Below are 19,594 nucleotides of genomic sequence, written 5' to 3' on the forward strand. Positions count from 1 at the left end.
GCAGGTATAGTCGAGGCTTTAGCCGCGCCTCGTTCCCCCATGAGCAGCCTTGCCCCCCTGAACCACCTGATCACCCGTTTCCAGGAGCAGACGCCGATCCGCGCCAGCTCCCTGATCATCACCCTGTATGGCGATGCCATCGAACCCCATGGCGGCACGGTCTGGCTGGGCAGCCTGATCAACCTGCTGGAGCCGATGGGCATCAACGAGCGGCTGATCCGTACCTCGATCTTCCGTCTGACCAAGGAAGGCTGGCTGACCGCCGAGAAAGTCGGCCGGCGCAGCTACTACAGCCTGACCGGCACCGGTCGGCGGCGTTTCGAGAAAGCCTTCAAGCGCGTCTACAGCGCCAGCCTGCCGGCCTGGAACGGCGCCTGGACCCTGGTGCTGCTGGCGCAGCTCGACGCCGGCAAGCGCAAGGCCGTGCGCGAAGAGCTGGAATGGCAGGGCTTCGGCGCCATGGGCACGAACCTGCTGGGCTGCCCGCGCACCGACCGCGCCGACCTCGCCGCGACCCTGCGCGAGCAGGACGCCGAGGACGACTGCATCGTCTTCGAAACCCACGCTCAGGAAGTGCTGGCCTCCAAGGCCCTGCGCGCCCAGGTGCGGGAAAGCTGGAACATCGAGGAGCTGGGCCAGCACTACAGCGAGTTCATCCGCCTGTTCCGCCCGCTGTGGCAGGCCATGAAGGACCTCGAGGCGCCGAGCCCGCAGGACTGCTTCCTGGCGCGCACGCTGCTGATCCATGAATACCGCCGCCTGCTGCTGCGTGATCCGCAACTGCCGGACGAGCTGTTGCCGGGTGACTGGGAAGGGCGCGCGGCGCGCCAGCTGTGCCGCAACCTGTACCGGCTGGTGCAGGGCAGGGCGGAGGAATACCTGGCCTGCGCGCTGGAAACGGCGGATGGGCCGTTGCCGGATGCCAACGAGAGTTACTATCGGCGCTTTGGCGGGCTTGGCTGAGTGGCATCTAACTGATGGGTTTAGCAGGGAACTGTAAGAGATCGCCCAGCCCTTCGGGCTACGTTGTCGCGCAGGGAACTGTCCCCCTGTGGGAGCGGCCTTGCGTCGCGAAAGGGCTGCGCAGCAGCCCCGGCGATTTCGATGGTGGCTCAGAACCTGGGGCCGCTACGCGCCCCTTTCGCGACGCAAGGCCGCTCCCACAGGGTCTAGCTAAATCAATGGGTTACGATCTATTTCATGAAATCGGCTTTAGCTGCGAACACCGGCAAAGCCGGTGCCATCCACCGCGTCGCTTGCTTCGCGGCTAAAGCCGCTCCTACAGGGTGTGCGCTAGCCACGCAATCATGGTTTTCTGCGCGACAGCACAGAGCCGATAGTCGGGTGTTTTTTCTTCAGATCACAAAGAACCCATGGGTCCCATCCCGCCCCAACTGGTCCACGAGCCCAAACTCCCAGTCCAGATACCCCTGCATCGCCTCCCGTGGATTGTCGGTGCCCTCGTAGGGGCGGCGATAGCGATCGATGCGCGGCGCACCCAGACGCTGTTCGCCTTGCTCAGTAGGCAGTCCCTCGGCAATCCAGGCGCTGTTGCCGCCCTCGAGCACGAACACCGACTTGCCGCTCAGCGCCGCCACCTCCGGCGCGGCATAGCGCGCCAGCTGGCTCGAGCCGCAGGTGAGGACAAAGCGCCGCGCTCCGGACAATGACGCCAGCACCTCCTTCAGCTGGCTGCGCAGCGCCCACACCGCGCCAGGAATATGCTGCCTGACATGGTTGGCGCTGGTGGTGAAGTCCAGCACCTGGGTATCCGGCTCCGATAGCCAGTCGGCGAGGCGGGCGGGGCTGATGGTCTCGGCCTGGGCCGGCACCGGCACGGGCGCGACCCAGGCACCGGTTTGCGTGAAGTCGTCCGATGACAACCCATCGAGCACCGCCACCTCCCAGCCCATCTGGGCCAGCCACGACGCGCTCATGTTGGCGCGCACGCCGTCGTCGTCTACCAGCACCAGGCGGGCGCCGCGTACACTGGCGACATGGTCGGTCTCCTGCACCAACTGGCCGCCGGGCGTGGAGCGGGCGCCGGGCAGGTGGCCCAGGGCAAACTCCTCTGGCGTGCGCACATCGAACAGGTAGGTGGTGCGCTGCGCTTCGGCCTGCCATCGGCGCAGGCCTGCCAGATCGATGCGTGCCACGCCGGCACGGTCGGCCACCTGGCGGGCGCGTTGCGCGGCGCTGTCACGGGTGGCGGCGGTCACGGCGCGGAAACGGCGCGACTGGCCTTGCTCCAGCGTCTGCCCGGCGAGGGTCCAGCCGATGGTGCCGTTGCGCAGGGCCGCCACCGGGTTGGGAATACCGGCATTGACCAGCGACTGGGTGCCGATGATGCTGCGGGTGCGCCCGGCGCAGTTGACGATCACCCGGGTGCCCGGATCGGGGGCCAGCTCCGCCACGCGCAGCACCAGTTCGGCGCCGGGCACGCTGATGCCGCCGGGGATGCTCATGGTCTGGTATTCGTCGAAGCGACGGGCATCAAGTACCACCACGTCGGCGTTGGCGTCGAGCAATGCCTTGACCTCTTCGGCAGCTAACGAGGGTGTATGGCGTTCGGCCTCGACCAGTTCGCCAAAGGCCTTGCTCGGTACGTTGACATCGCGGAACAGTTCGCCGTCCGCTTGGCGCCAGCCGGCCAGGCCGCCTTCGAGCAGGGCCACGTCGGTGTAGCCCAGGGCTAGCAGGCGCTGCGCGGCGGTCGACGCCAGGCCTTCGCCGTCGTCGTAGACGGTGAGGGGCGTGTCGCGCCGTGGCACTCGGGCGTAGATCTCAAGCTCCAGGCGTGACAGCGGCACATTGGCGGCGAACAACGGATGGGCCTGGGCGAACGGGTCTTCCTCGCGGACATCGAGCAAGGCCAGCTCCTGGCCGGCAAGGAGGGCGGTGCGGATGGCGTGATAGCTGCGGTGGGTGGCCTGGCTCATGCGCGGTTCTCTTTCGTCAGATCCCAGAGGTTGGGCAGGTAGCTGTTGGAATAGCCGGAAATGAAGGGCTTCTCTGCGCCCTCGGCGCTGTACACCGCACGGCGCACCGCGCCGATGTTGGCGCCGTAGACATGGATGCTGATGGAGGTGCGGTCGGCATGGGCGTTGCGCACCTGGTGCAGGTCACCGATGCGCGGCGACACCGCGATCACCTGGCCGGGTTCCAGCCGCTCGGCCAGTCCTTCCGGTTGCAGGGCACCGTGTGACAGGGCGTAGCCCTGGCTGATCTCGCTGCCGCGCAGCATGCCGATCAGGCCCCAGGTGCGATGGTCGTGCACGGGCGTTTCCTGGCCCGGCCCCCAGACGAAACTGACGATGGAAAACCGCTGGCTGGAATCGGCGTGCAGCAGGTACTGCTGGTAGCGCTCCGGGCTGGGCCGGGCGTAGTCGTCCGGCAGCCAGTCGTCGACACTGACCAGGTCGCGCAGCAGCCGCGCGCCGTGGTCGAGCAGGCGTGGCTCGTCCGGTGCCTGGGCGAGGAGGTCGGCCAGCTCGCCGATGAAGCCGCGTAGCCGTCCGAGGTTGGGCGTTTGAGACATGGGTTCCCTCGATGTCCGTCAGGTGAGGCAGCGCCGGGCGCTACCGTGGCGAGGGAAAAGGTATTATTCTTGTTGCGTATTTTTCCAGATATTTATTATGCGAATTAAGAATGAAGATAGATGATATCGATGCATTCGTGGCCGTCATCCGCAGCCAGTCCATCAGCCAGGCAGCCGAATCACTGCGCCTGACCCAGCCGGCCATCACCCGTCGGGTGCAGAACTTCGAGGAGGCCCTGGGCGTCAGCCTGTTGGACCGTAATACCAAGCCGCTGAAACCCACGCCCATGGGTATGCGCGTCTACGAGCAGTGCCGGGCGGTGCTGCGCGAGATGGACGCGCTGCGTGAGCTGGTGCTCAGCGACTCTTCGCCCAGCGGCGCACTGCGCCTGGGGGTGCCGCAGACCGTCGGCGACGTGGTGCTGCTCGACGCCCTGAGCCAGCTCAAGGCGCTGTATCCCGACCTGCAGACCCAAGTCGCCACCGGTTGGGGCAGCCATCTGCTGGGCAAGATGGAGAACGGCGAGCTGGATGCCGTGGCGGCGCTGTTCCCGGCCGGCAAGGTATTCCCCGAGGGCATCGTCGGTCGTTCGCTGGCGCGCATGGACCTGGTGGTGGTGGCCGCTCGCGGCGAGGTGGGCAAGCGCAGTTGCAAGCTCGCCGACTGCTACCAGCGCGGCTGGGTGCTCAACCCCGACGGCTGTGGCTTCCGTGCCGGCCTGCAGCGGGCGTTGAACGACGAAGGGTTGTCGCTGCGGATCAACCTGGAGACCTTCGGTACCGAGCTGCAGTTGGGCTTGATCGCCAATGGCCTGGGTTTCGGCCTGGTGCCGCGGCCGTTGCTGGACAACAGCCGTCATCGCGAGCGCCTGGAGATTGTGCAGGTGAGTGATTTCAAGCCGGTGATCGACCTGTGGCTGATCCATCCGCGTTTTCTCGGCAACCTGCAGGCGCCGGTGGCGTTGTTCGGTGAGACTGTGGCTCAACGGGTGGCGAATCAGCTGTAAAGCCAATCGCCGCCCATATCCTGAGGTTAAAATTGTTGCATGTAAGAAGTCGTTATAAATGCATTTTTTGTATATTAGGTTAGAAGCAGATCGAATTTCACGCCCCTTTTTAAGATCGATAGCATAAGGATCAAGCCAGGCACCGGCGGGCTCGATCCACACTCCCGCCACGGCCAGCAATCAATGGAACGGCCTTGAGCGAGGAGAGGGAATGTCCCGGCACAGCAACACCCTGGTACCCATCACAGCCCTGCTGCGCTGGCAGGGCTTTCGCAACCTTGGCCTACGCTTGGTCAGCCCATTGCTTCTGCTGGCGGCCTGGGAACTTGCCTCGCGCAGCGGCCTGCTGCCGCCGCGGATCATCGCTGCGCCCAGCGCCATTGGCGACACCCTCTGGCAGATGATCGCCAGCGGCGAGCTGGCCGGGCACCTGTGGGTGTCCCTCAAGCGTGCCCTGAGCGGCCTGGCCATCGGTGTCAGTGTGGGCACCGCGCTGGCCTTGCTGGCGGGCCTGTCGCGGCGCGGCGAGCTCGCCATCGATTCGCCGGTGCAGATGCTGCGTACCTTGCCGTTCCTGGCCATCGTGCCGCTGTTCATCCTGTGGTTCGGCGTGGGCGAGACGCCCAAGATCGCCCTGATTGCCCTGGGCACCACCTTCCCGGTGTACCTCACCCTGTTCTCCGGCATCCGCGGTGTCGACCCCAAGCTGGTGGAGGCCGGGCAACTGTTTGGCCTGGGCCGCCTGGGGCTGGTCTGGCATGTGATCCTGCCCGGCGCGCTGCCGGCATTCTTCGTCGGCCTGCGCTATGCCTTCGGCATCAGCTGGCTGGGCCTGGTGGTGGTCGAGCAGATCAACGCCAGTGCGGGTCTGGGCTACCTGGTAAACGACGCCCGCGACTTCATGCGCACCGATGTCATCGTCATCTGCCTGATCGTCTACAGCGTGCTGGGGCTGTCCATCGACGCCCTGGTTCGCCTGCTCGAACGCCTGGCCCTGGCCTGGCGCCCCACCTTCATAAGGAACTGACCATGGAAGTCGCACTGCAACGCCTGCGCCCCCCGGTGCGGGTGCGCGGGCTCACGCGCAGGTTCCAGGACCACACGGTGCTCGATGGCCTGGACCTGGACCTGGCGCCCGGCGAGTTCGTCGCCTTGCTCGGCCGCAGCGGCTCGGGCAAGACCACCCTGCTGCGGGCGCTGGCCGGGCTGGACCGGGTGGAGGCGGGCACCCTGGAGGTGCCCGGCGCCCATGCGGCGGTGTTCCAGGAGCCACGGCTGATGCCCTGGAAGCGGGCCTGGCGCAATGTCGTGCTGGGCTTGAGGGGTGCCGAGCCGAAAGCGCGTGCCCTGGCGGCGCTGCGTGAGGTGGGCCTGGCGCACCGTACCGAGGCCTGGCCGGGCACCCTGTCCGGCGGTGAGGCCCAGCGCGTGGCCCTGGCCCGGGCGCTGGTGCGCGAGCCGCAACTGCTGCTGCTCGACGAGCCGTTCGCCGCGCTGGACGCCTTGACCCGCATTCGCATGCACCAGTTGATCCTCGAACTGTGGCGCACCCATCAGCCGTCGGTGCTGCTGGTCACCCACGACGTCGACGAGGCCTTGCTGCTGGCCGACCGCGTGGTGGTGCTGGAGGCGGGGCGCCTCGCCGAGCAGATCCCGATCCGCCTGCCGCGTCACCGCGAGGTGGCCAGCCGTGGCTTCCAGGAACTGCGCCAACACCTGCTGGCCCTGCTCGGCGTCGAAGCGCCCGCAGCCAGCCATGCCCACACCCTCGCACGGACCGCCCAACGATGAGCCTCGACCTGCACACCAGCGCCAAGGCGCCTGATCTCGATTCGCCGGCCTTCGCCGACCTGCTGGCCCGCCTGAGCGACGAATTTGCCGCCAGCGCCGCCGAGCACGATCGCCAGGGCAGCTTCCCCCACGCCAACCTGCAACGCTTGCACGAACACGGCCTGCTGGCCCTGACCGTGCCGCGCCGCCTGGGTGGCAGCGAAGCAACGCTGACCCAGGCCCGGCGGGTGATCGCCGCCGTGGCCCGGGGCGAGCCGTCCACCGCCCTGGTGTTGGTGATGCAGTACCTGCAGCATGCCCGCCTGCAGCAGAACCAGGCCTGGCCCGAGCACCTGCGCCTGCGCCTGGCCCGCGAGGCGGTGACTGACGGCGCGCTGGTCAACGCCCTGCGTGTCGAGCCGGAGCTGGGCACCCCGGCGCGGGGCGGCCTGCCGGGCACCGTCGCCCGGCGGGTGGCCGAGGGCTGGCGGATCAGCGGGCGCAAGATCTACTCCACCGGCATCCCCGGGCTGACCTGGCTGGCGGTGTGGGCACGCAGCGACGAGGCCGAACCGCGGGTCGGCACCTGGCTGGTGCACCGCGACACGCCGGGCATCCGCATCGAGGAAACCTGGGACCACCTGGGCATGCGTGCCACCTGCAGCCACGATGTGATTTTCGATGATGTACTGGTGCCCGCCGAACAGGCCGTGGATGTCCTCCCGGCGCGCCAGCCACGCCCGTCCGAGCTCGACCACAACGGCGTGCTGTGGCTGGCCGTGCTGCTGTCGAGCATCTACGACGGCGTCGCCCGGGCCGCCCGCGACTGGCTGGTGGGTTGGCTGGCCGGGCGCACGCCGGCCAACCTCGGCGCGCCGCTGTCGAGCCTGCCGCGGTTCCAGGAATTGGTGGGGCGTGTCGATGCCTTGCTGCTGTCCAACCGGGTCCTGCTCGACGCCGCCGCCGAAGGGCGCATCCCGGCGAGCGAGGCCACTCAGGTCAAGTACCTGGTGACCACCCAGGCCATCAGCGCCGTCGAGCTGGGCGTGGAGGCCATCGGCAACCCGGCGCTGGCCCGGGGCAATCCGCTTGAGCGGCATTACCGCGACGTGCTGTGCAGCCGTATCCACACGCCGCAGAACGACGCGGTGCTCGGCGCCGCCGGTCGCGCGGCGTTCGCCTTGCCCAGCCGTGGCGGCCAGGCATGAGCGGCGTGCGTATCGCCAGCCAGCTGGACGCCCGGTTCAACGCGTTGCTGGCCGCCGCCGTGCCGGGCGTGGAGATCCTGGCGCTGCCCAGGGGTGTGCCCCATGGCCTGCCGGACGATGTACGGGTCCTTTTGGCCGCGCCCGACGCTAGCCTGCGTGACGCCGTTGCGCCGCCCTCGGGCTGGCCGTTCGGGCTCGGCTTCGTGCAATTGGTCAGCTCCGGCATCGACTACTTTCCCGGCTGGCTGCTCGAGCCGCTGCCTGTGGCCAGTGCTCGCGGGGTGACGGCGGACAGCCTGGCCGAATTCGCCCTGGCATCGATGTTCGCCGCCGCCAAGCAACTGCCACATCTGTGGATCGACGAACCCGGGCAATGGCAACCACGTCCGCTGGCCTCGCTGGCCGGCAGCACCTTGGGTCTCTACGGCTTCGGGCGGATCGGCCAGGCCCTGGCGCGCAAGGCCCTGGCCCTGGACATCGAGGTGATTGCCCTGCGCCGTTCGGCCAGGCCGTTCGAGGTGGCCGGCGTGCGGGGCGTGGCCAGTGTCGAGGAACTGTTCGCCCGCGCCGATCACCTGGTGCTGGCGGCGCCGGCCGACCCGTCTACCCGGCATGTGGTCGATCGGCGCAGCCTCGCCCATGCCAAGCCCGGCCTGCACCTGATCAATATTGCCCGTGGCGCTCTGGTGGACCAGGACGCCTTGCTCGAGGCCCTGGACAGTGGCCAGGTGGCGCTGGCCAGCCTCGATGTCACCGAGCCCGAGCCGCTGCCGGCTGGGCACCGGCTGTACAGCCACCCCAAGGTCCGGCTGAGCCCACACACCTCGGCCACCACGCCGCAGGTGTACCGCAACCTCGCCGCGCTGTTGGCGCGCAACCTCGACCATTTCCGTAGCGGACGACCGCTGGAGAACCTGCTGGCCCAAGGAGAGACCGCATGAGCGCCAGGCTGAGCCGCCTACCCACCGCCTATTCATTGCCCCGCGACGGCCACACCGTGCATCGCTGGCAGGACCCGCCGCAACAATCGACCCACGAGGCCGAGCGGTTGCTGCGCAAGCAGCGCCTGGCCGGTTCGTTCCGGCTGTTCGCCCGGCACGGCTTCGACATGGGCGGCGCCGGCCATATCACCGTGCGCGACCCTCAGCACCCCGATCACTTCTGGGTCAATCCGGTGGGCGTGTACTTCGGCCATATCCGCGTCAGCGACCTGCTGCTGGTCAACCCACGGGGCGAGATCGTCGAAGGGCAGGGCGCGTTGAACCTGGCCGCCTTCGCCATCCATGCGGCGTTGCACGAGGCGCGCCCGGACGTGGTGGCCGCCGCCCATGCCCATTCGTTGTACGGCAAGGCCTGGTCGAGCCTGGGGCGCCTGCTCGACCCGCTGACCCAGGACGCCTGCGCCTTTCATGGCAAGCACGCGCTGTTCGACAACTTCACCGGGGTGGTGCTGGAGGCCAGCGAGGGTGCGCGCATCGCCGCCACCCTGGGGCCGGACAAGGTCGCGCTGATCCTGCAGAACCATGGGCTGCTCACGGTCGGGCGCACGGTAGAGGCCGCGGTGTGGCGCTTCATCGCCCTGGACAACGCCGCCCACGCGCAACTGCTGGCCGAGGCTGCCGGCACGCCGCGGCCAATCCCGGCGGCGGTGGCCGAGCACACTGCGCGCCAGGTCGGCACCGAGTTCGGTGGCTGGTTCAGCTTCCAGCCGTACTGGGACCGCCTGCTGCGCGACGAACCCGATTTTCTCGACTGAGTGCAAGGAGGCGCCATGAATCGCCGTCGTTTTCTGCAGTACAGCGCCCTGGGCGGGCTCGCCTGCGCGCTGCCAGGCGCCTTTGCCCGCGACTGGCAGGGGCTGACCCTGGGCGTGGCCACCTACAAGGGCGCCGCGCCGACCTTCTTCGAGGAGGCCGGCATCGAGCGCCCTGCGTATGAGGTGAAATACGCCGAGTTCAACGGCGGCAACCTCGGTTTCGAAGCGTTGATCAGCGGCACCCTGGACCTGGCGCCGATGAGCGAGATACCGCCGATCTTCGGCATTCGCAACCAGGCGCCGGTCAGGCTCATCGCCGTGCTGACCGGTGACGTCAACAACCAGGCCTTCGTCGTGCCCAAGGGCTCGACCATGCAGTCGCTGGCCGAGCTGCCGGGCAAGCGCGTGGGGTACATCCGCTCCACGTCCTCGCACTACATGCTGCTGCGCGCCCTCAAGGACCAGGGCCTGACCCTGGCGGACATCCAGCCCCTGGCGCTGACGCCCCAGGATGGTTTCGCCGCGTTCCAGAACGGCAACCTGGATGTCTGGGTGACCTTCGGCTACTTCATCCAGCTGGCCGAGCTGCGCAGCGGGGCGCGGGTGCTGCGCACCGGGCAGGGCTACCTGTCGGGCAACTACGTGATCGCCGCCAACCAGCGGGCGATCGAAGATCCGCGCAAGCGCGCGGCGATCGAGGACTACGTGCGCCGCGAGTACCGCAGCTGGCAGTGGGTGCAGCACCACCCCGAGGCCTGGGCCGCGCGTTGCGAGCAGGTGCTGGGCATTCCCCGGGAAGTGTTCATCGCCCAGTACAAGGCCCAGAGCGGGCCGCGGGTGCTGCAGGCGGTGGACGATGCCGCGGTGCGCTCGCAGCAGGATGTGGCAGATACCTTCTACGCCGCCGGCGTGCTGCCCCAGCGCCTGGATGTGGCGCCGTTGTGGGATCGGAGTTTCAGCTGGGCTTCGTGATTAATGCGGCCTCTTTCATGGAAAACCGTAACTCATTGATTTAGCTAGTCCCTGTGGGAGCGGCCTTGTGTCGCGAAAGGGCCGCGTAGCGGCCCCTGGTTCTGAGCCACCATCGAAATTGCCGGGGCTGCTGCGCAGCCCTTTCGCGACACAAGGCCGCTCCCACAGGGACCGTGCCTAGCAAGCCCACTTTGTGAAAGGAATCCAATGTCTCGCTCAACTCGATATGTCTGGGTGGCGTTGATGTTTGCCTGCGGCTGCGCACTGGCCGATGTCCCGCCCGCAGTCCGCGCCCTCCACGAACGCCTGATCGTCCTCGACAGCCACCTGGACACGCCCATGCAACTGGCCCGGCCCGGCTGGGACATCGGCCAGCGCCACCGCTATGCCGACGACCTGTCCCAGGTCGACCTGCCGCGCATGCGCGACGGTGGTCTGGACGGCGGTTTCTTCGCCATCTTCACCCCCCAGGGACCGCTCACGCCCGAGGGCCGTACCCTGGCCAGCGAGCATGGCCTGGCGGTGATCACCCGGATCCGCGACATGGTCGCCGCCCGGCCGGACGCATTCGCCCTGGCCACGCGGGCGCAGGAGGTGCCGGCGATCGTCGCCTCCGGCCGGCGGGTGGTGCTGATCAGCATGGAGAATGCCGAACCGCTGGCGGCCGACCCCGGCCGGTTGGCCACTTACCACCGCCTGGGTTTGCGCATGCTGGGCCTGGTGCATGCGCAGAACAACGACTTCGCCGACTCGGCCACCGCGTTGCCGAATTGGCATGGGCTGAGCCCGGCTGGCCGCGAACTGGTGCAGGCGGCCAACCGCCTGGGAATCCTCATTGACGTGTCCCATGCCTCCGATGCGGTGTTCGACCAGGTGCTGGCGTTGTCCAGCGCCCCGGTGATCGCCTCGCATTCCGGGGCCCGGGCCATCGGCCCGCATCCGCGCAATCTCGATGACGAACGATTGCGCCATCTCGCCGCCAAGGGTGGAGTGGTGCAGGTCAACACCTACGCCAGCGACCTGGTGCCGCGTGCGCCGAACCCCGAGCGGGACAAGGCCCTGGCGCCGCTGTACCGGGAGTTCCGCCTGGCGGCCAGCCTGCCGCCGGCGCAGGTGGCGGACCTGGCCCGGCGCATACGCGAGGCCGAAGCCCGGCATCCGTTGCCGGCGACCAGCCTGGACGACTTCATGCGTCATCTGCTGCACATCCTCGAGGTGGTTGGCCCGCGGCATGTCGGCATTGGCGCGGACTGGGACGGTGGTGGAGGGGTGGAGGGGTTGCGCGATGTCAGCCAGTTGCCAGAGATCACTGCGCGGTTGCTGGCGGCGGGGTACAGCGAGCAGGACCTGGCGGATATCTGGGGTGGGAACCTGTTGCGGGTGATGGGGGAAGCGCAATCCGCCCATTGATGAACGCGATCGCTGTAGGAAACTGCCCAGCCCCTCGGGTCACGCTGTCGCGCATGGAACTGTCCCCCTGTGGGAGCGGCCTTGCCGAGGCGTCGGACCGGTCGGAAAGGGGCGCGCAGCGGCCCCAGATTCCGCGCCACCATCGAAACTGCTGGGGGCTGCTGCGCAGCCCTTTCGCGACACAAGGCCGCTCCCACAAAAAAGCAGGTGTTTCAAAATAATTATGTGTTTTGTGCAGCATGCAAAGCTTAAGACATTACACATTTTAATATTTGCATATGCTCAAAATGTATTTCTCTTAGCTCATCCCGCTCTCTAGGATGGCTCCACATAGAGCGTTTTCGTAGCTTGAAAACATCAAGCCATAACCGAAAGCGATAACCGTGGACCAGGGAGAGTGCCCGCGATGCCATTGACCAGACGCCAGCTCATTGCCCGTATCGGTATGGTCGGTGGCCTGCAAGCCGCCACGGCGGCCCTGGGGTTGTTCGGGTCGCTGGGCCCGGCGCGGGCCGGCCAGGAGAACTACGCCCAGCTGCCGCTGACCCGTGTCGGGCAGGGCGCCAGTGTCACCGTGGTCGGCGCCGGCATCGGCGGCCTGGTGGCCGCCTACGAGCTGCGAAAGGCCGGCTTTGCCGTCACCCTGCTGGAGGCCCGCGAGCGGGTTGGCGGGCGCAACTGGACCGTGCGCCGGGGGGATCGGGTCACGTTCACCGATGGCAGCGTGCAGACCGTCGAGTTCGATGATGGCTTCTACCTCAACGCCGGCCCCGGCCGGTTGCCCAGCCATCACCAGTTGATGCTCGGCTACTGCCGCGAACTGGGGGTGGAACTGGAGGTGCTGGTCAACACCAGCCGCAACGCGCTGGTGCGCCCCGACCTCGACCAGCCACCGATGCAGATCCGCCAGGCGGTCAACGACAGTCGCGGGCACCTGGCCGAACTGCTGGCCAAGGCCGTCGACCGCCAGGCCCTGGACCAGGAGCTGAGCTTGGACGACCGACGCAACCTGCTGGGCTTCCTGCGCACCTGGGGCGACCTGTCGGAGAAGCTCGAGTACCTGGGTTCTGCGCGCTCCGGCTACAAGGTCTGGCCCGGGGCCGGCGACCAGCAAGCACTGCGCAACGACCCGCTGCCCCTGCGCACCTTGCTCAACCCGGCGCTGGGCACGGCGCTGATGATCGACGAGTACCCGGAGTTCTCGCCGACCATGTTCCAGCCGGTGGGCGGCATGGACCGCATTCCCCTGGCGTTCCAGCGCCACCTGCAGGATGCCCTGCGCCTGGGGGCCGAGGTACGCTCGATTCGCCATTTCGACGACCGGGTGGAGATCGGCTACCAGCAGCATGGCCAGCCACGGCGCATCACCAGCGACTATGCGGTGATCGCCTTGCCGTTGCCGCTGCTGGCGAAGCTCGACAGCAACTTCAGCGCCCCGGTGCGCCAGGCCATCGGCGCCGTGCAGTTCGGTCATGCCAACAAGGTGGCCTGGCAGTCCCGGCGCTTCTGGGAGACCGACTACCAGATCTACGGCGGCCTGTCGTTCATCAACCAGGCGTCGTCCGGGCTGTGGTACCCCAGCGGCGGCTTCAACCAGGCCGAGGGCATTCTCGTCGCCGCCTACAACAACGGCGAGACCGCCCGCCAGTTCGCCGACAAGTCGGTCGCCGAGCAGATCGCCCTTTCGCGCCAGGCCGTGGAGCTGCTGCACCCGGGCCACGGCCACGAACTGCGCAAACCGCTGGTGGTGGACTGGGGGCGCATACCCCACAGCCTCGGGCCGTGGATCAGCCATCCGCTGGCCGACGCCGACTACGACCTGCTCAACCAGGCCCAGGGCCGGGTGCACCTGACCAGCGACGCCCTGGCCCACAGCGGTATTGGCATCTGGCAGGAAACCGCTGCCGGTGCCGCCCGGCGGGTGGTGCGCAACCTGTGCGAGCGTGCCCAAGGCACCTCGCAGGCCCGGAAGACCGCCTGAGCAATACACAACTAAAACCATCTGCCAGGTAGCGGACCTCCGAGGCTGGCGCCTACACATCAGTGGAGCTTCGCCATGCCTTTCAAGCACGCCCTTCTGGGGTTGGGGGTTCTGTTCGCCGCGGCCAGCCAGGCCGCCGATATCGAGCGCGTCCCCTCGACCTATCCCAACTCGCCGATCCTGCAGTCGGCGACCCTGCCGCCGGGCACGGCGCTGACCTTCGTCTCCGGCATCCTGCCCGACCCGGCCGACCCCAAGGCGGCCAAGGACGAACTGCGCGCCAGCGGCGACACCGAGGCGCAGACCGTGGCGGTGCTGCGCAAGGTCGAGGCCGCCCTGGCGCCGCGCGGGCTGGGCCTGGGCGACGTGGTGCAGTTGCGGGTGTACCTGGTGGGCGACCCGGGGTTGCAGGGACGCATGGATTTCGACGGCCTGCAGCGCGGCTTCCGCCAGTTCTTCGGCAATGACCGTCAACCGTTGAAACCGACCCGCACCACGGTGCAGGTGGCCGGGCTGGTGCTGCCCGGCGCCCTGATCGAAGTCGAGGCGGTCGCCGCCAAGGCCCGTTGAACCCCGAACCCGATAGCGGCGGCCGGGCCATGGCCGCCACAAGGAATATCCGCAGATGCCCAAGACCTTCAAGCTTTCCCCCGTGGCCACCGCCCTGGCCCTGAGCCTGGCTGGCGAGGCCATCGCCGCCGAAGACCCGGCGCTGTCCACCGTGGTGGTGACCGGCGTGCGCGGCAGCCAGCAACGCACCGTGACCGACAGCCCGGTGCCGGTGGATGTGATCTCTGGCGAGCAGTTGCGCACCAGCGGCCAGAACGGCCTCAAGGACATGCTCACGCGCCTGCTGCCCTCGTTCAACGCACCGACCATCAACGGTGGCGGCACCGCCTTCCTGGTGCGCGGCATCAGCATGCGCGGCCTGGGTGGCGACCAGGTGCTGATCCTGGTCAACGGCAAGCGCCGGCACAACACGGCGATGATCAACAACAACGCCCGGGTCGGCACTGCCGCGGTGCCGGTGGACCTGGACCTGATTCCCACCGCGGCGATCGAGCGCATCGAGGTACTGCGCGACGGCGCGGCGGCGCAGTACGGCTCCGACGCCATCGCCGGGGTGATCAACATCATCCTCAAGCAGGATGCCGAGGGCATCACCTCCGACAGTTCGGTCGGGCAGTACTACGCCGGCGACGGCACCAGTGGCCATGAGGCGGCGAACGCCGGCTTCGGCCTGGGCGACGGCGGTTTTCTCAACCTGTCGTTCGACGCCAAGGTGCAGGAGCCCTACGACCGCGCCGGCGCCGTGCGCGGCAATTTCACCACCCTGGCCAACGGCCAGCCCGACCCGCGCCTGACAGAGCGTCACGGCTGGGGCGAGGAATACGGCCTCGGCCGAGACCGCACCTACAGCGGCGCCTACAACCTGGAACTGCCCCTGGGCGAGGAACTGAAGCTGTATTCGTTCTCCACCCTCAGCTACCGCGACGGCAAGAAAGTCCTCGGCCACCGCGCGCCCACCGACATCACCGCCACCAACTGGCTGGCCAACGCGCCTTATCCGAAAGGCGGCCAGGCCACCCGCGAAGTGGAGGAGACCGACTACCAGCTGCTTGCCGGCCTCAAGGGCCTGGCTGCCGAGTGGGACTGGGACCTGTCGACCACCTATGGCCGTGACAAGGCCAAGCTGTACACCGACAACAACCTCAACCTGTCCAACGACCCGTTGCTGAGCCAGCGACGCTTTCACCTGACCGACGAGATCTTCGACCAGTGGACCACCAACCTGGATTTCAGCCGGGCCCTGGACATCGGCTGGAGCAGCCCGCTGGAAACCTCGTTCGGCGTCGAGTACCGCTGGGAGAAGTACGAGCTTACCGAGGGCGAACCCAATTCCTACAACTACGGCGACTATGTGATCCCCAGCGGCCCGCTGGCCGGACGCCGCCCGGACCCGGGGCTGTTCTCTGTCAATGGCACCACCCCGGAGGACGCCGGGCAGATGATCCGCCACAGCGGCGCGGCCTACGTCGACTTCGGTCTCAACCTCACGCCGCAGTGGTACAGTGCCTTCGCCCTGCGCTACGAGCGCTACAACCAGGAGGTCGGCGAGACCGTCAGCGGCAAGTTCACCACCCGCTACGAGTTCGCCCCGGGCTATGCGGTCAGGGCCGCGGTGAGCAATGGCTTTCGTGCGCCGTCACTGGCGCAGAACGTGTTTTCCTCGACCAGTTCGGTGACCATTTTCGGCGCCGGCGGCAGCACCAGCACGGCGCGCACCAAGCAAATGCGCCCAGGCTCGCCCGAGGCCATCGCCTTGGGTGCCCAGACCCTGGAGCCGGAGAAGTCGCGCAACTACAGCCTGGGCTTCACCGCCGAGCCCACCGACCGCCTGCGCCTGACCGCCGACTTCTACCTGATCGACATCGACGACCGCATCCTGCAGACCGGCGTGCTCACCGGCCCCGCCGTGTCGAGCATCCTGGTGGCCAACGGCCTGTCGCCGGACCTCTCTGGGCAGTATTTCGCCAACGCCGCCGACACCCGCACCAAGGGCGTCGACCTGGTGGCCGAGTATCGCCAGCCGCTGGCCGAGTACGGCACCGTGCGCTGGAGCCTGGCTTACAACCACAACAAGACCAGCATCCGCGACCTGGCCGACACCCCGGCGAGCCTGTCGAGCCTGGGCGCGGGCTACGTGCTGTTCGACCGCCAGCAGCAGATCGACCTGACCAAGGCCACACCCAAGGACAAGTGGATCCTCAACAGCAACTACAAGGTCGACGACTGGACGGTGAACCTGACCCTGACCCGCTACGGCGAGTACACCGAAGGCTCGAACATCCCGGCCAACGACCGAACCTACGGCGCCAAGTGGATCACCGATATCGACGTGGCCTACGACCTCACCCAGAACATCACAGTGGCGCTGGGCGCCAACAACCTGTTCGACAAGTACCCGGACAAGATCGGCATCGTGCCCTGGGCCGGGACCTACGAGTACGGCATGTTCTCGCCTTATGGACTGGGTGGGGGGTACTACTACGGCCGTGTGAGCCTGGCGTTCTGATGGGTACTCGCGAAGCTGACGGCTTTCCTGTGGGAGCGGGTTCACCCGCGAACACCGGCATGGCCGGTGCCATCCACCGCGGTGTGCCATTCGCGGGTAAACCCGCTCCCACCGGGGCGTGGCTCGCTGGCGTGTTGCTGTGCCTGATGCTGGGCGTGTCACACGCCGACGAAACCCTGCGCGTCTCCAGCCAGAAGAACTCGCTGCAGGTGCTGCTGCAGGCCGCCGGCGAGCTCGATGATGTGCCATACCCCCTGGAGTTCGCCGCCTTCGGCGCTGCCGCGCCCACCGCTGAAGCCCTGGCGGCCGGCGCGGTGGATATCGGCACCCTGGGCACCGCGCCGTTCGTGTTCGCCACGGCGGCCGGCGCCGGGCTCAAGACCGTCGGGGTGGTGCGCCTGCAAGTCACGCCCACGGCGGTGGCGATCGTCGTGCCCGAAGCGTCGCCCCTGACCGACGCGGCGTCGCTGGTGGGCCGGCGCATCACCACCACCCGCGGCTCCATCGGCCATTACCTGGCGTTGGCCGCATTGCGCGCCAGCGGCCACAAAGGCCGCGACGCCACGTTCGTGTTCCTCCAGCCGGGCGAGTCGCGCAGCCTGCTGGCCAACGGCGGCGCCGATGCCTGGGCCACCTGGGATCCGTACACCAGCATGGTCCAGCTTGAAGGCGGCACACGGGTGCTGGTCAGCGGCGAAGGTTTGTTCGCCGGCAACATGCTGCTGGTGGCCAATCCTGCGGCGATCCGTGACAAGCCGGCGCAACTGCGGGATTTCCTGCATCGGGTCGGCCGCGCCTGGGACTGGGCCAACGCTCATGTCGAGCAATTCTCGGTGATCCAGGCCCGCCAGAGCGGGCTGCCACTGGAAGTGCACCTGCGCTCGAACCGCTACTCACAACCTCGCCGGGTCGAGGTGGATGACGCCCTGGTCAGGGACTTGGCCGACACCGCCCGGCTGTACCGGGACGAGGGGGTGATCGGCCCGGGCTTCGTTGCCGAACAACAGGTGGACAGGCAGTTCAATGAGACGCCGGAAGTTCAGTGAAAGTTATCCGCGGCGCGTGACGGAAGTTGTCATTTTTATAATGTTCATGCGCATTGCTGATAATGACTGAAGTTGCTCTGTAATATTTTGAAAAAAGTTTTGACGCTAGAGAAAAACGATATTTCACAAGTGCTTGCCGCTTGTTGAAGATGGCTTGGCGACCATCGGATGTCGCCGGTTATCCGCCCATCACAGGTGCAGTCAAACCGTTCAGGAATACGCGAGGGAGTGTTCATGCTGACGATTACCACGGTCGAGGAGTTGACCGCCGCACAGTTAGACGATGTGATTCACGCCCGCACACTGGGCATCCTGATCAAAGGCTTCGCACCCGCCGATACCGTGGCCCTGGCTCTGGAGCGCCTGAGCCATCACGAACTGCGCGGCGCCTTCAGCGAGCAGACCGAGTTCGTGCGCCTGGGCAAGGCCTACATCGAGATCAAGGACGAGGCCAGCCGCGCCGAGTATCACGGCCAGGCCATCGGCAACATCCGCAAGATCCGCAGCGCCTTCGGCCCGCTGGCATCGCCCATCGATCACCTGCGCCTTCTGCTCGACGAGGTCTGGCCCAAAGGGGCGCGGCTGCTGGATGTGAACGGGCAGAAGTGCTTCGTCGGCATTGCCCGCTTCCAGGGCAACAATGTCGACCTCACGCCGCATACCGACGACCTGGCGCGCAACGCCCCGGCCGATCACCAGCCGCGGCTGCTCACCCAGCTGTCGACCAACATCTACCTGCAGATCCCCGAGGACGGCGGCGAGCTGGAGATCTGGAACCTGCACCCGGACGAGGCCGAATACCAGCGCCTGCGTGGTCAGCGCGCCTACGGCATCGAGCGTCACCTGTTGCCGCCGCCGGACCTGGTGGTCAAGCCCGAGCCGGGCGACCTGATCTTCCTCAACCCGCGGCTGATCCACGCGGTGCGCCCTTCGGCCACCAGCACCCGGGTCACCCTCGGCGTATTCATCGGTTATTTCGGCGACGACCAGCCTTTGGCCTACTGGAGCTAAGCGACATGAGCAATGTGGAAGCGATCAACCTCAAAGCCTATTTCAACAAGGGTGGCGAAGAACTGGACTTCACCGGCAAGCGCTGCGTGCTGGCAGTCAGCGTGGGCCAGGAATACCACGAGGAGCACAAGCTCAGCTCCACCGTGCACCTGATCAACAAATCCGGCTTCAGCCAGGTGAAGGTAGTGGTGGCCGACACCTTGCAGCGCCACAACAAGCACGGCAAGTCGCCGGGCGAGGCACTGTCGGCCTCGATCCGCGACGGCGATGCGTGGCTGGCGCGCAATCGCAAGTACCTGGCCGGGCTCGAGGCGCCGGTGCGCATCAGCCGCTGGAACCAGGAGCTGGCCTCGGACCGCTACGCCGAACTGCGCCAGCAGGTGAACCAGCTGTACCGCGACAGCGAGGACCTGCGCGGCGCCATCGAGGCGACCATCGGCGTGTTCATCGAGCGTTTGCGATTGCGTGACCCCGACGCGGACCTGGAGCGCGCCGCCGCCCAGTGCCGGGAGTACATCCTCGAGGAGGTGCCGATCATCCTGCCGCAGTGGGCAGAGGAGGGGTACGACTACGTGATCTACCCGCAGCAGATGACCGATGCCATGGCCACCGCCCGGCGCCTGCTGGTCGAGCCGCACGCGCCGGAGCGGGTGCACTGGCTGCCGCTGAAGTTCAAGAAGCGCGGCATCCCGATTCCCTTCACCCTGCCAGGAGCGGTGCATCCGGCCTGGGCCGCCAGCGCCATTGCCATCTGACTCTTCGCAACCCCGGCCCCACGCCACACGGACGACGGCCTTCATACTGAAATCCGGAACAGGA

At 67.4% G+C, this 19,594-nt stretch carries 17 protein-coding genes; 15 read left to right on the forward strand and 2 right to left on the reverse strand.

What is annotated here, in order from left to right:
- Positions 1-39 precede the first annotated feature (39 nt).
- Entirely contained in the window at positions 40-963 is a 924-nt protein-coding gene (gene paaX, locus DMX06_RS11300; RefSeq protein ID WP_110737025.1) for a phenylacetic acid degradation operon negative regulatory protein PaaX, read from the forward strand.
- Positions 964-1,355: 392 nt separating this feature from the next.
- Here paaX and DMX06_RS11310 read toward each other — a convergent pair whose 3' ends face one another.
- Both DMX06_RS11310 and DMX06_RS11315 read right to left on the reverse strand, forming a co-directional pair.
- The gene (locus DMX06_RS11310) at positions 1,356-2,939 is read right to left on the reverse strand and encodes a rhodanese-related sulfurtransferase (protein WP_110737027.1); all 1,584 of its coding nucleotides are present in this window, start codon (positions 2,937-2,939) and stop codon (positions 1,356-1,358) included.
- Complete coding sequence (locus DMX06_RS11315; protein WP_110737029.1) at positions 2,936-3,538, reverse strand: cysteine dioxygenase family protein; 603 nt, start codon at positions 3,536-3,538, stop codon at positions 2,936-2,938. The genes DMX06_RS11310 and DMX06_RS11315 overlap by 4 nt, the downstream gene beginning before the upstream one ends.
- A 110-nt stretch (positions 3,539-3,648) precedes the next feature.
- Between DMX06_RS11315 and DMX06_RS11320 the strand changes: the two genes are divergently transcribed.
- From DMX06_RS11320 to DMX06_RS11385, 14 genes are all read left to right on the forward strand, one after another.
- Positions 3,649-4,545, forward strand: coding sequence for a LysR family transcriptional regulator (locus DMX06_RS11320; RefSeq protein WP_110737031.1), 897 nt, complete (start codon positions 3,649-3,651; stop codon positions 4,543-4,545).
- A 211-nt stretch (positions 4,546-4,756) separates the two neighbouring features.
- Positions 4,757-5,572, forward strand: a complete 816-nt coding sequence (locus DMX06_RS11325; protein ID WP_110737033.1) for an ABC transporter permease — start codon at positions 4,757-4,759, stop codon at positions 5,570-5,572.
- 2 nt (positions 5,573-5,574) lie between these two features.
- Positions 5,575-6,336 carry an ABC transporter ATP-binding protein gene (locus DMX06_RS11330; protein WP_110737036.1) on the forward strand — a complete coding sequence of 254 codons (762 nt, stop codon included), beginning with the start codon at positions 5,575-5,577 and terminating at the stop codon, positions 6,334-6,336.
- Positions 6,333-7,523, forward strand: a complete 1,191-nt coding sequence (locus DMX06_RS11335) for an acyl-CoA dehydrogenase family protein (protein WP_110737038.1) — start codon at positions 6,333-6,335, stop codon at positions 7,521-7,523. Before DMX06_RS11330 ends, DMX06_RS11335 begins: the two co-directional genes overlap by 4 nt.
- Positions 7,520-8,464: a D-isomer specific 2-hydroxyacid dehydrogenase family protein gene (locus DMX06_RS11340; RefSeq protein WP_110737039.1), complete on the forward strand. Its 945-nt coding sequence runs from the start codon at positions 7,520-7,522 to the stop codon at positions 8,462-8,464. The genes DMX06_RS11335 and DMX06_RS11340 overlap by 4 nt, the downstream gene beginning before the upstream one ends.
- Positions 8,461-9,279, forward strand: coding sequence for a class II aldolase/adducin family protein (locus tag DMX06_RS11345; protein WP_110737041.1), 819 nt, complete (start codon positions 8,461-8,463; stop codon positions 9,277-9,279). Before DMX06_RS11340 ends, DMX06_RS11345 begins: the two co-directional genes overlap by 4 nt.
- 15 nt (positions 9,280-9,294) lie before the next feature.
- On the forward strand, positions 9,295-10,251 hold the full coding sequence (locus tag DMX06_RS11350; protein ID WP_110737043.1) for an ABC transporter substrate-binding protein: 957 nt from the start codon (positions 9,295-9,297) through the stop codon (positions 10,249-10,251).
- Between the two features lie 207 nt (positions 10,252-10,458).
- On the forward strand, positions 10,459-11,661 hold the full coding sequence (locus tag DMX06_RS11355) for a dipeptidase (RefSeq protein WP_258378837.1): 1,203 nt from the start codon (positions 10,459-10,461) through the stop codon (positions 11,659-11,661).
- Positions 11,662-12,067: 406 nt separating this feature from the next.
- A complete protein-coding gene (locus tag DMX06_RS11360; protein WP_110737045.1) occupies positions 12,068-13,642 on the forward strand; it encodes a flavin monoamine oxidase family protein in 1,575 nt (524 codons plus the stop codon).
- A gap of 75 nt (positions 13,643-13,717) precedes the next feature.
- The gene (locus DMX06_RS11365) at positions 13,718-14,212 is read left to right on the forward strand and encodes a RidA family protein (RefSeq protein ID WP_110737047.1); all 495 of its coding nucleotides are present in this window, start codon (positions 13,718-13,720) and stop codon (positions 14,210-14,212) included.
- A 55-nt stretch (positions 14,213-14,267) separates the two neighbouring features.
- A complete protein-coding gene (locus DMX06_RS11370) occupies positions 14,268-16,718 on the forward strand; it encodes a TonB-dependent receptor plug domain-containing protein (protein WP_110737049.1) in 2,451 nt (816 codons plus the stop codon).
- A gap of 59 nt (positions 16,719-16,777) precedes the next feature.
- Positions 16,778-17,764, forward strand: coding sequence for an aliphatic sulfonate ABC transporter substrate-binding protein (locus DMX06_RS11375; RefSeq protein WP_181427811.1), 987 nt, complete (start codon positions 16,778-16,780; stop codon positions 17,762-17,764).
- 234 nt (positions 17,765-17,998) lie between these two features.
- Positions 17,999-18,775, forward strand: coding sequence for a 2OG-Fe(II) oxygenase (locus tag DMX06_RS11380; protein WP_050705786.1), 777 nt, complete (start codon positions 17,999-18,001; stop codon positions 18,773-18,775).
- A gap of 5 nt (positions 18,776-18,780) precedes the next feature.
- Complete coding sequence (locus DMX06_RS11385) at positions 18,781-19,530, forward strand: tRNA-dependent cyclodipeptide synthase (RefSeq protein ID WP_110737053.1); 750 nt, start codon at positions 18,781-18,783, stop codon at positions 19,528-19,530.
- Positions 19,531-19,594 lie beyond the last annotated feature (64 nt).

This window comes from Pseudomonas mosselii, assembly GCF_003205295.1.
Lineage (GTDB): Bacteria > Pseudomonadota > Gammaproteobacteria > Pseudomonadales > Pseudomonadaceae > Aquipseudomonas > Aquipseudomonas mosselii_B.

Excerpts from the sequence above, each read along its gene's own strand:
- paaX (WP_110737025.1), top strand. The coding sequence starts at position 40 with ATGAGCAGCCTTGCCCCCCTGAACCACCTGATCACCCGTTTCCAGGAG.
- DMX06_RS11310 (WP_110737027.1), bottom strand. The coding sequence starts at position 2,939 with ATGAGCCAGGCCACCCACCGCAGCTATCACGCCATCCGCACCGCCCTC.
- DMX06_RS11315 (WP_110737029.1), bottom strand. The coding sequence starts at position 3,538 with ATGTCTCAAACGCCCAACCTCGGACGGCTACGCGGCTTCATCGGCGAG.
- DMX06_RS11320 (WP_110737031.1), top strand. The coding sequence starts at position 3,649 with ATGAAGATAGATGATATCGATGCATTCGTGGCCGTCATCCGCAGCCAG.
- DMX06_RS11325 (WP_110737033.1), top strand. The coding sequence starts at position 4,757 with ATGTCCCGGCACAGCAACACCCTGGTACCCATCACAGCCCTGCTGCGC.
- DMX06_RS11330 (WP_110737036.1), top strand. The coding sequence starts at position 5,575 with ATGGAAGTCGCACTGCAACGCCTGCGCCCCCCGGTGCGGGTGCGCGGG.
- DMX06_RS11335 (WP_110737038.1), top strand. The coding sequence starts at position 6,333 with ATGAGCCTCGACCTGCACACCAGCGCCAAGGCGCCTGATCTCGATTCG.
- DMX06_RS11340 (WP_110737039.1), top strand. The coding sequence starts at position 7,520 with ATGAGCGGCGTGCGTATCGCCAGCCAGCTGGACGCCCGGTTCAACGCG.
- DMX06_RS11345 (WP_110737041.1), top strand. The coding sequence starts at position 8,461 with ATGAGCGCCAGGCTGAGCCGCCTACCCACCGCCTATTCATTGCCCCGC.
- DMX06_RS11350 (WP_110737043.1), top strand. The coding sequence starts at position 9,295 with ATGAATCGCCGTCGTTTTCTGCAGTACAGCGCCCTGGGCGGGCTCGCC.
- DMX06_RS11355 (WP_258378837.1), top strand. The coding sequence starts at position 10,459 with ATGTCTCGCTCAACTCGATATGTCTGGGTGGCGTTGATGTTTGCCTGC.
- DMX06_RS11360 (WP_110737045.1), top strand. The coding sequence starts at position 12,068 with ATGCCATTGACCAGACGCCAGCTCATTGCCCGTATCGGTATGGTCGGT.
- DMX06_RS11365 (WP_110737047.1), top strand. The coding sequence starts at position 13,718 with ATGCCTTTCAAGCACGCCCTTCTGGGGTTGGGGGTTCTGTTCGCCGCG.
- DMX06_RS11370 (WP_110737049.1), top strand. The coding sequence starts at position 14,268 with ATGCCCAAGACCTTCAAGCTTTCCCCCGTGGCCACCGCCCTGGCCCTG.
- DMX06_RS11375 (WP_181427811.1), top strand. The coding sequence starts at position 16,778 with ATGGCCGGTGCCATCCACCGCGGTGTGCCATTCGCGGGTAAACCCGCT.
- DMX06_RS11380 (WP_050705786.1), top strand. The coding sequence starts at position 17,999 with ATGCTGACGATTACCACGGTCGAGGAGTTGACCGCCGCACAGTTAGAC.
- DMX06_RS11385 (WP_110737053.1), top strand. The coding sequence starts at position 18,781 with ATGAGCAATGTGGAAGCGATCAACCTCAAAGCCTATTTCAACAAGGGT.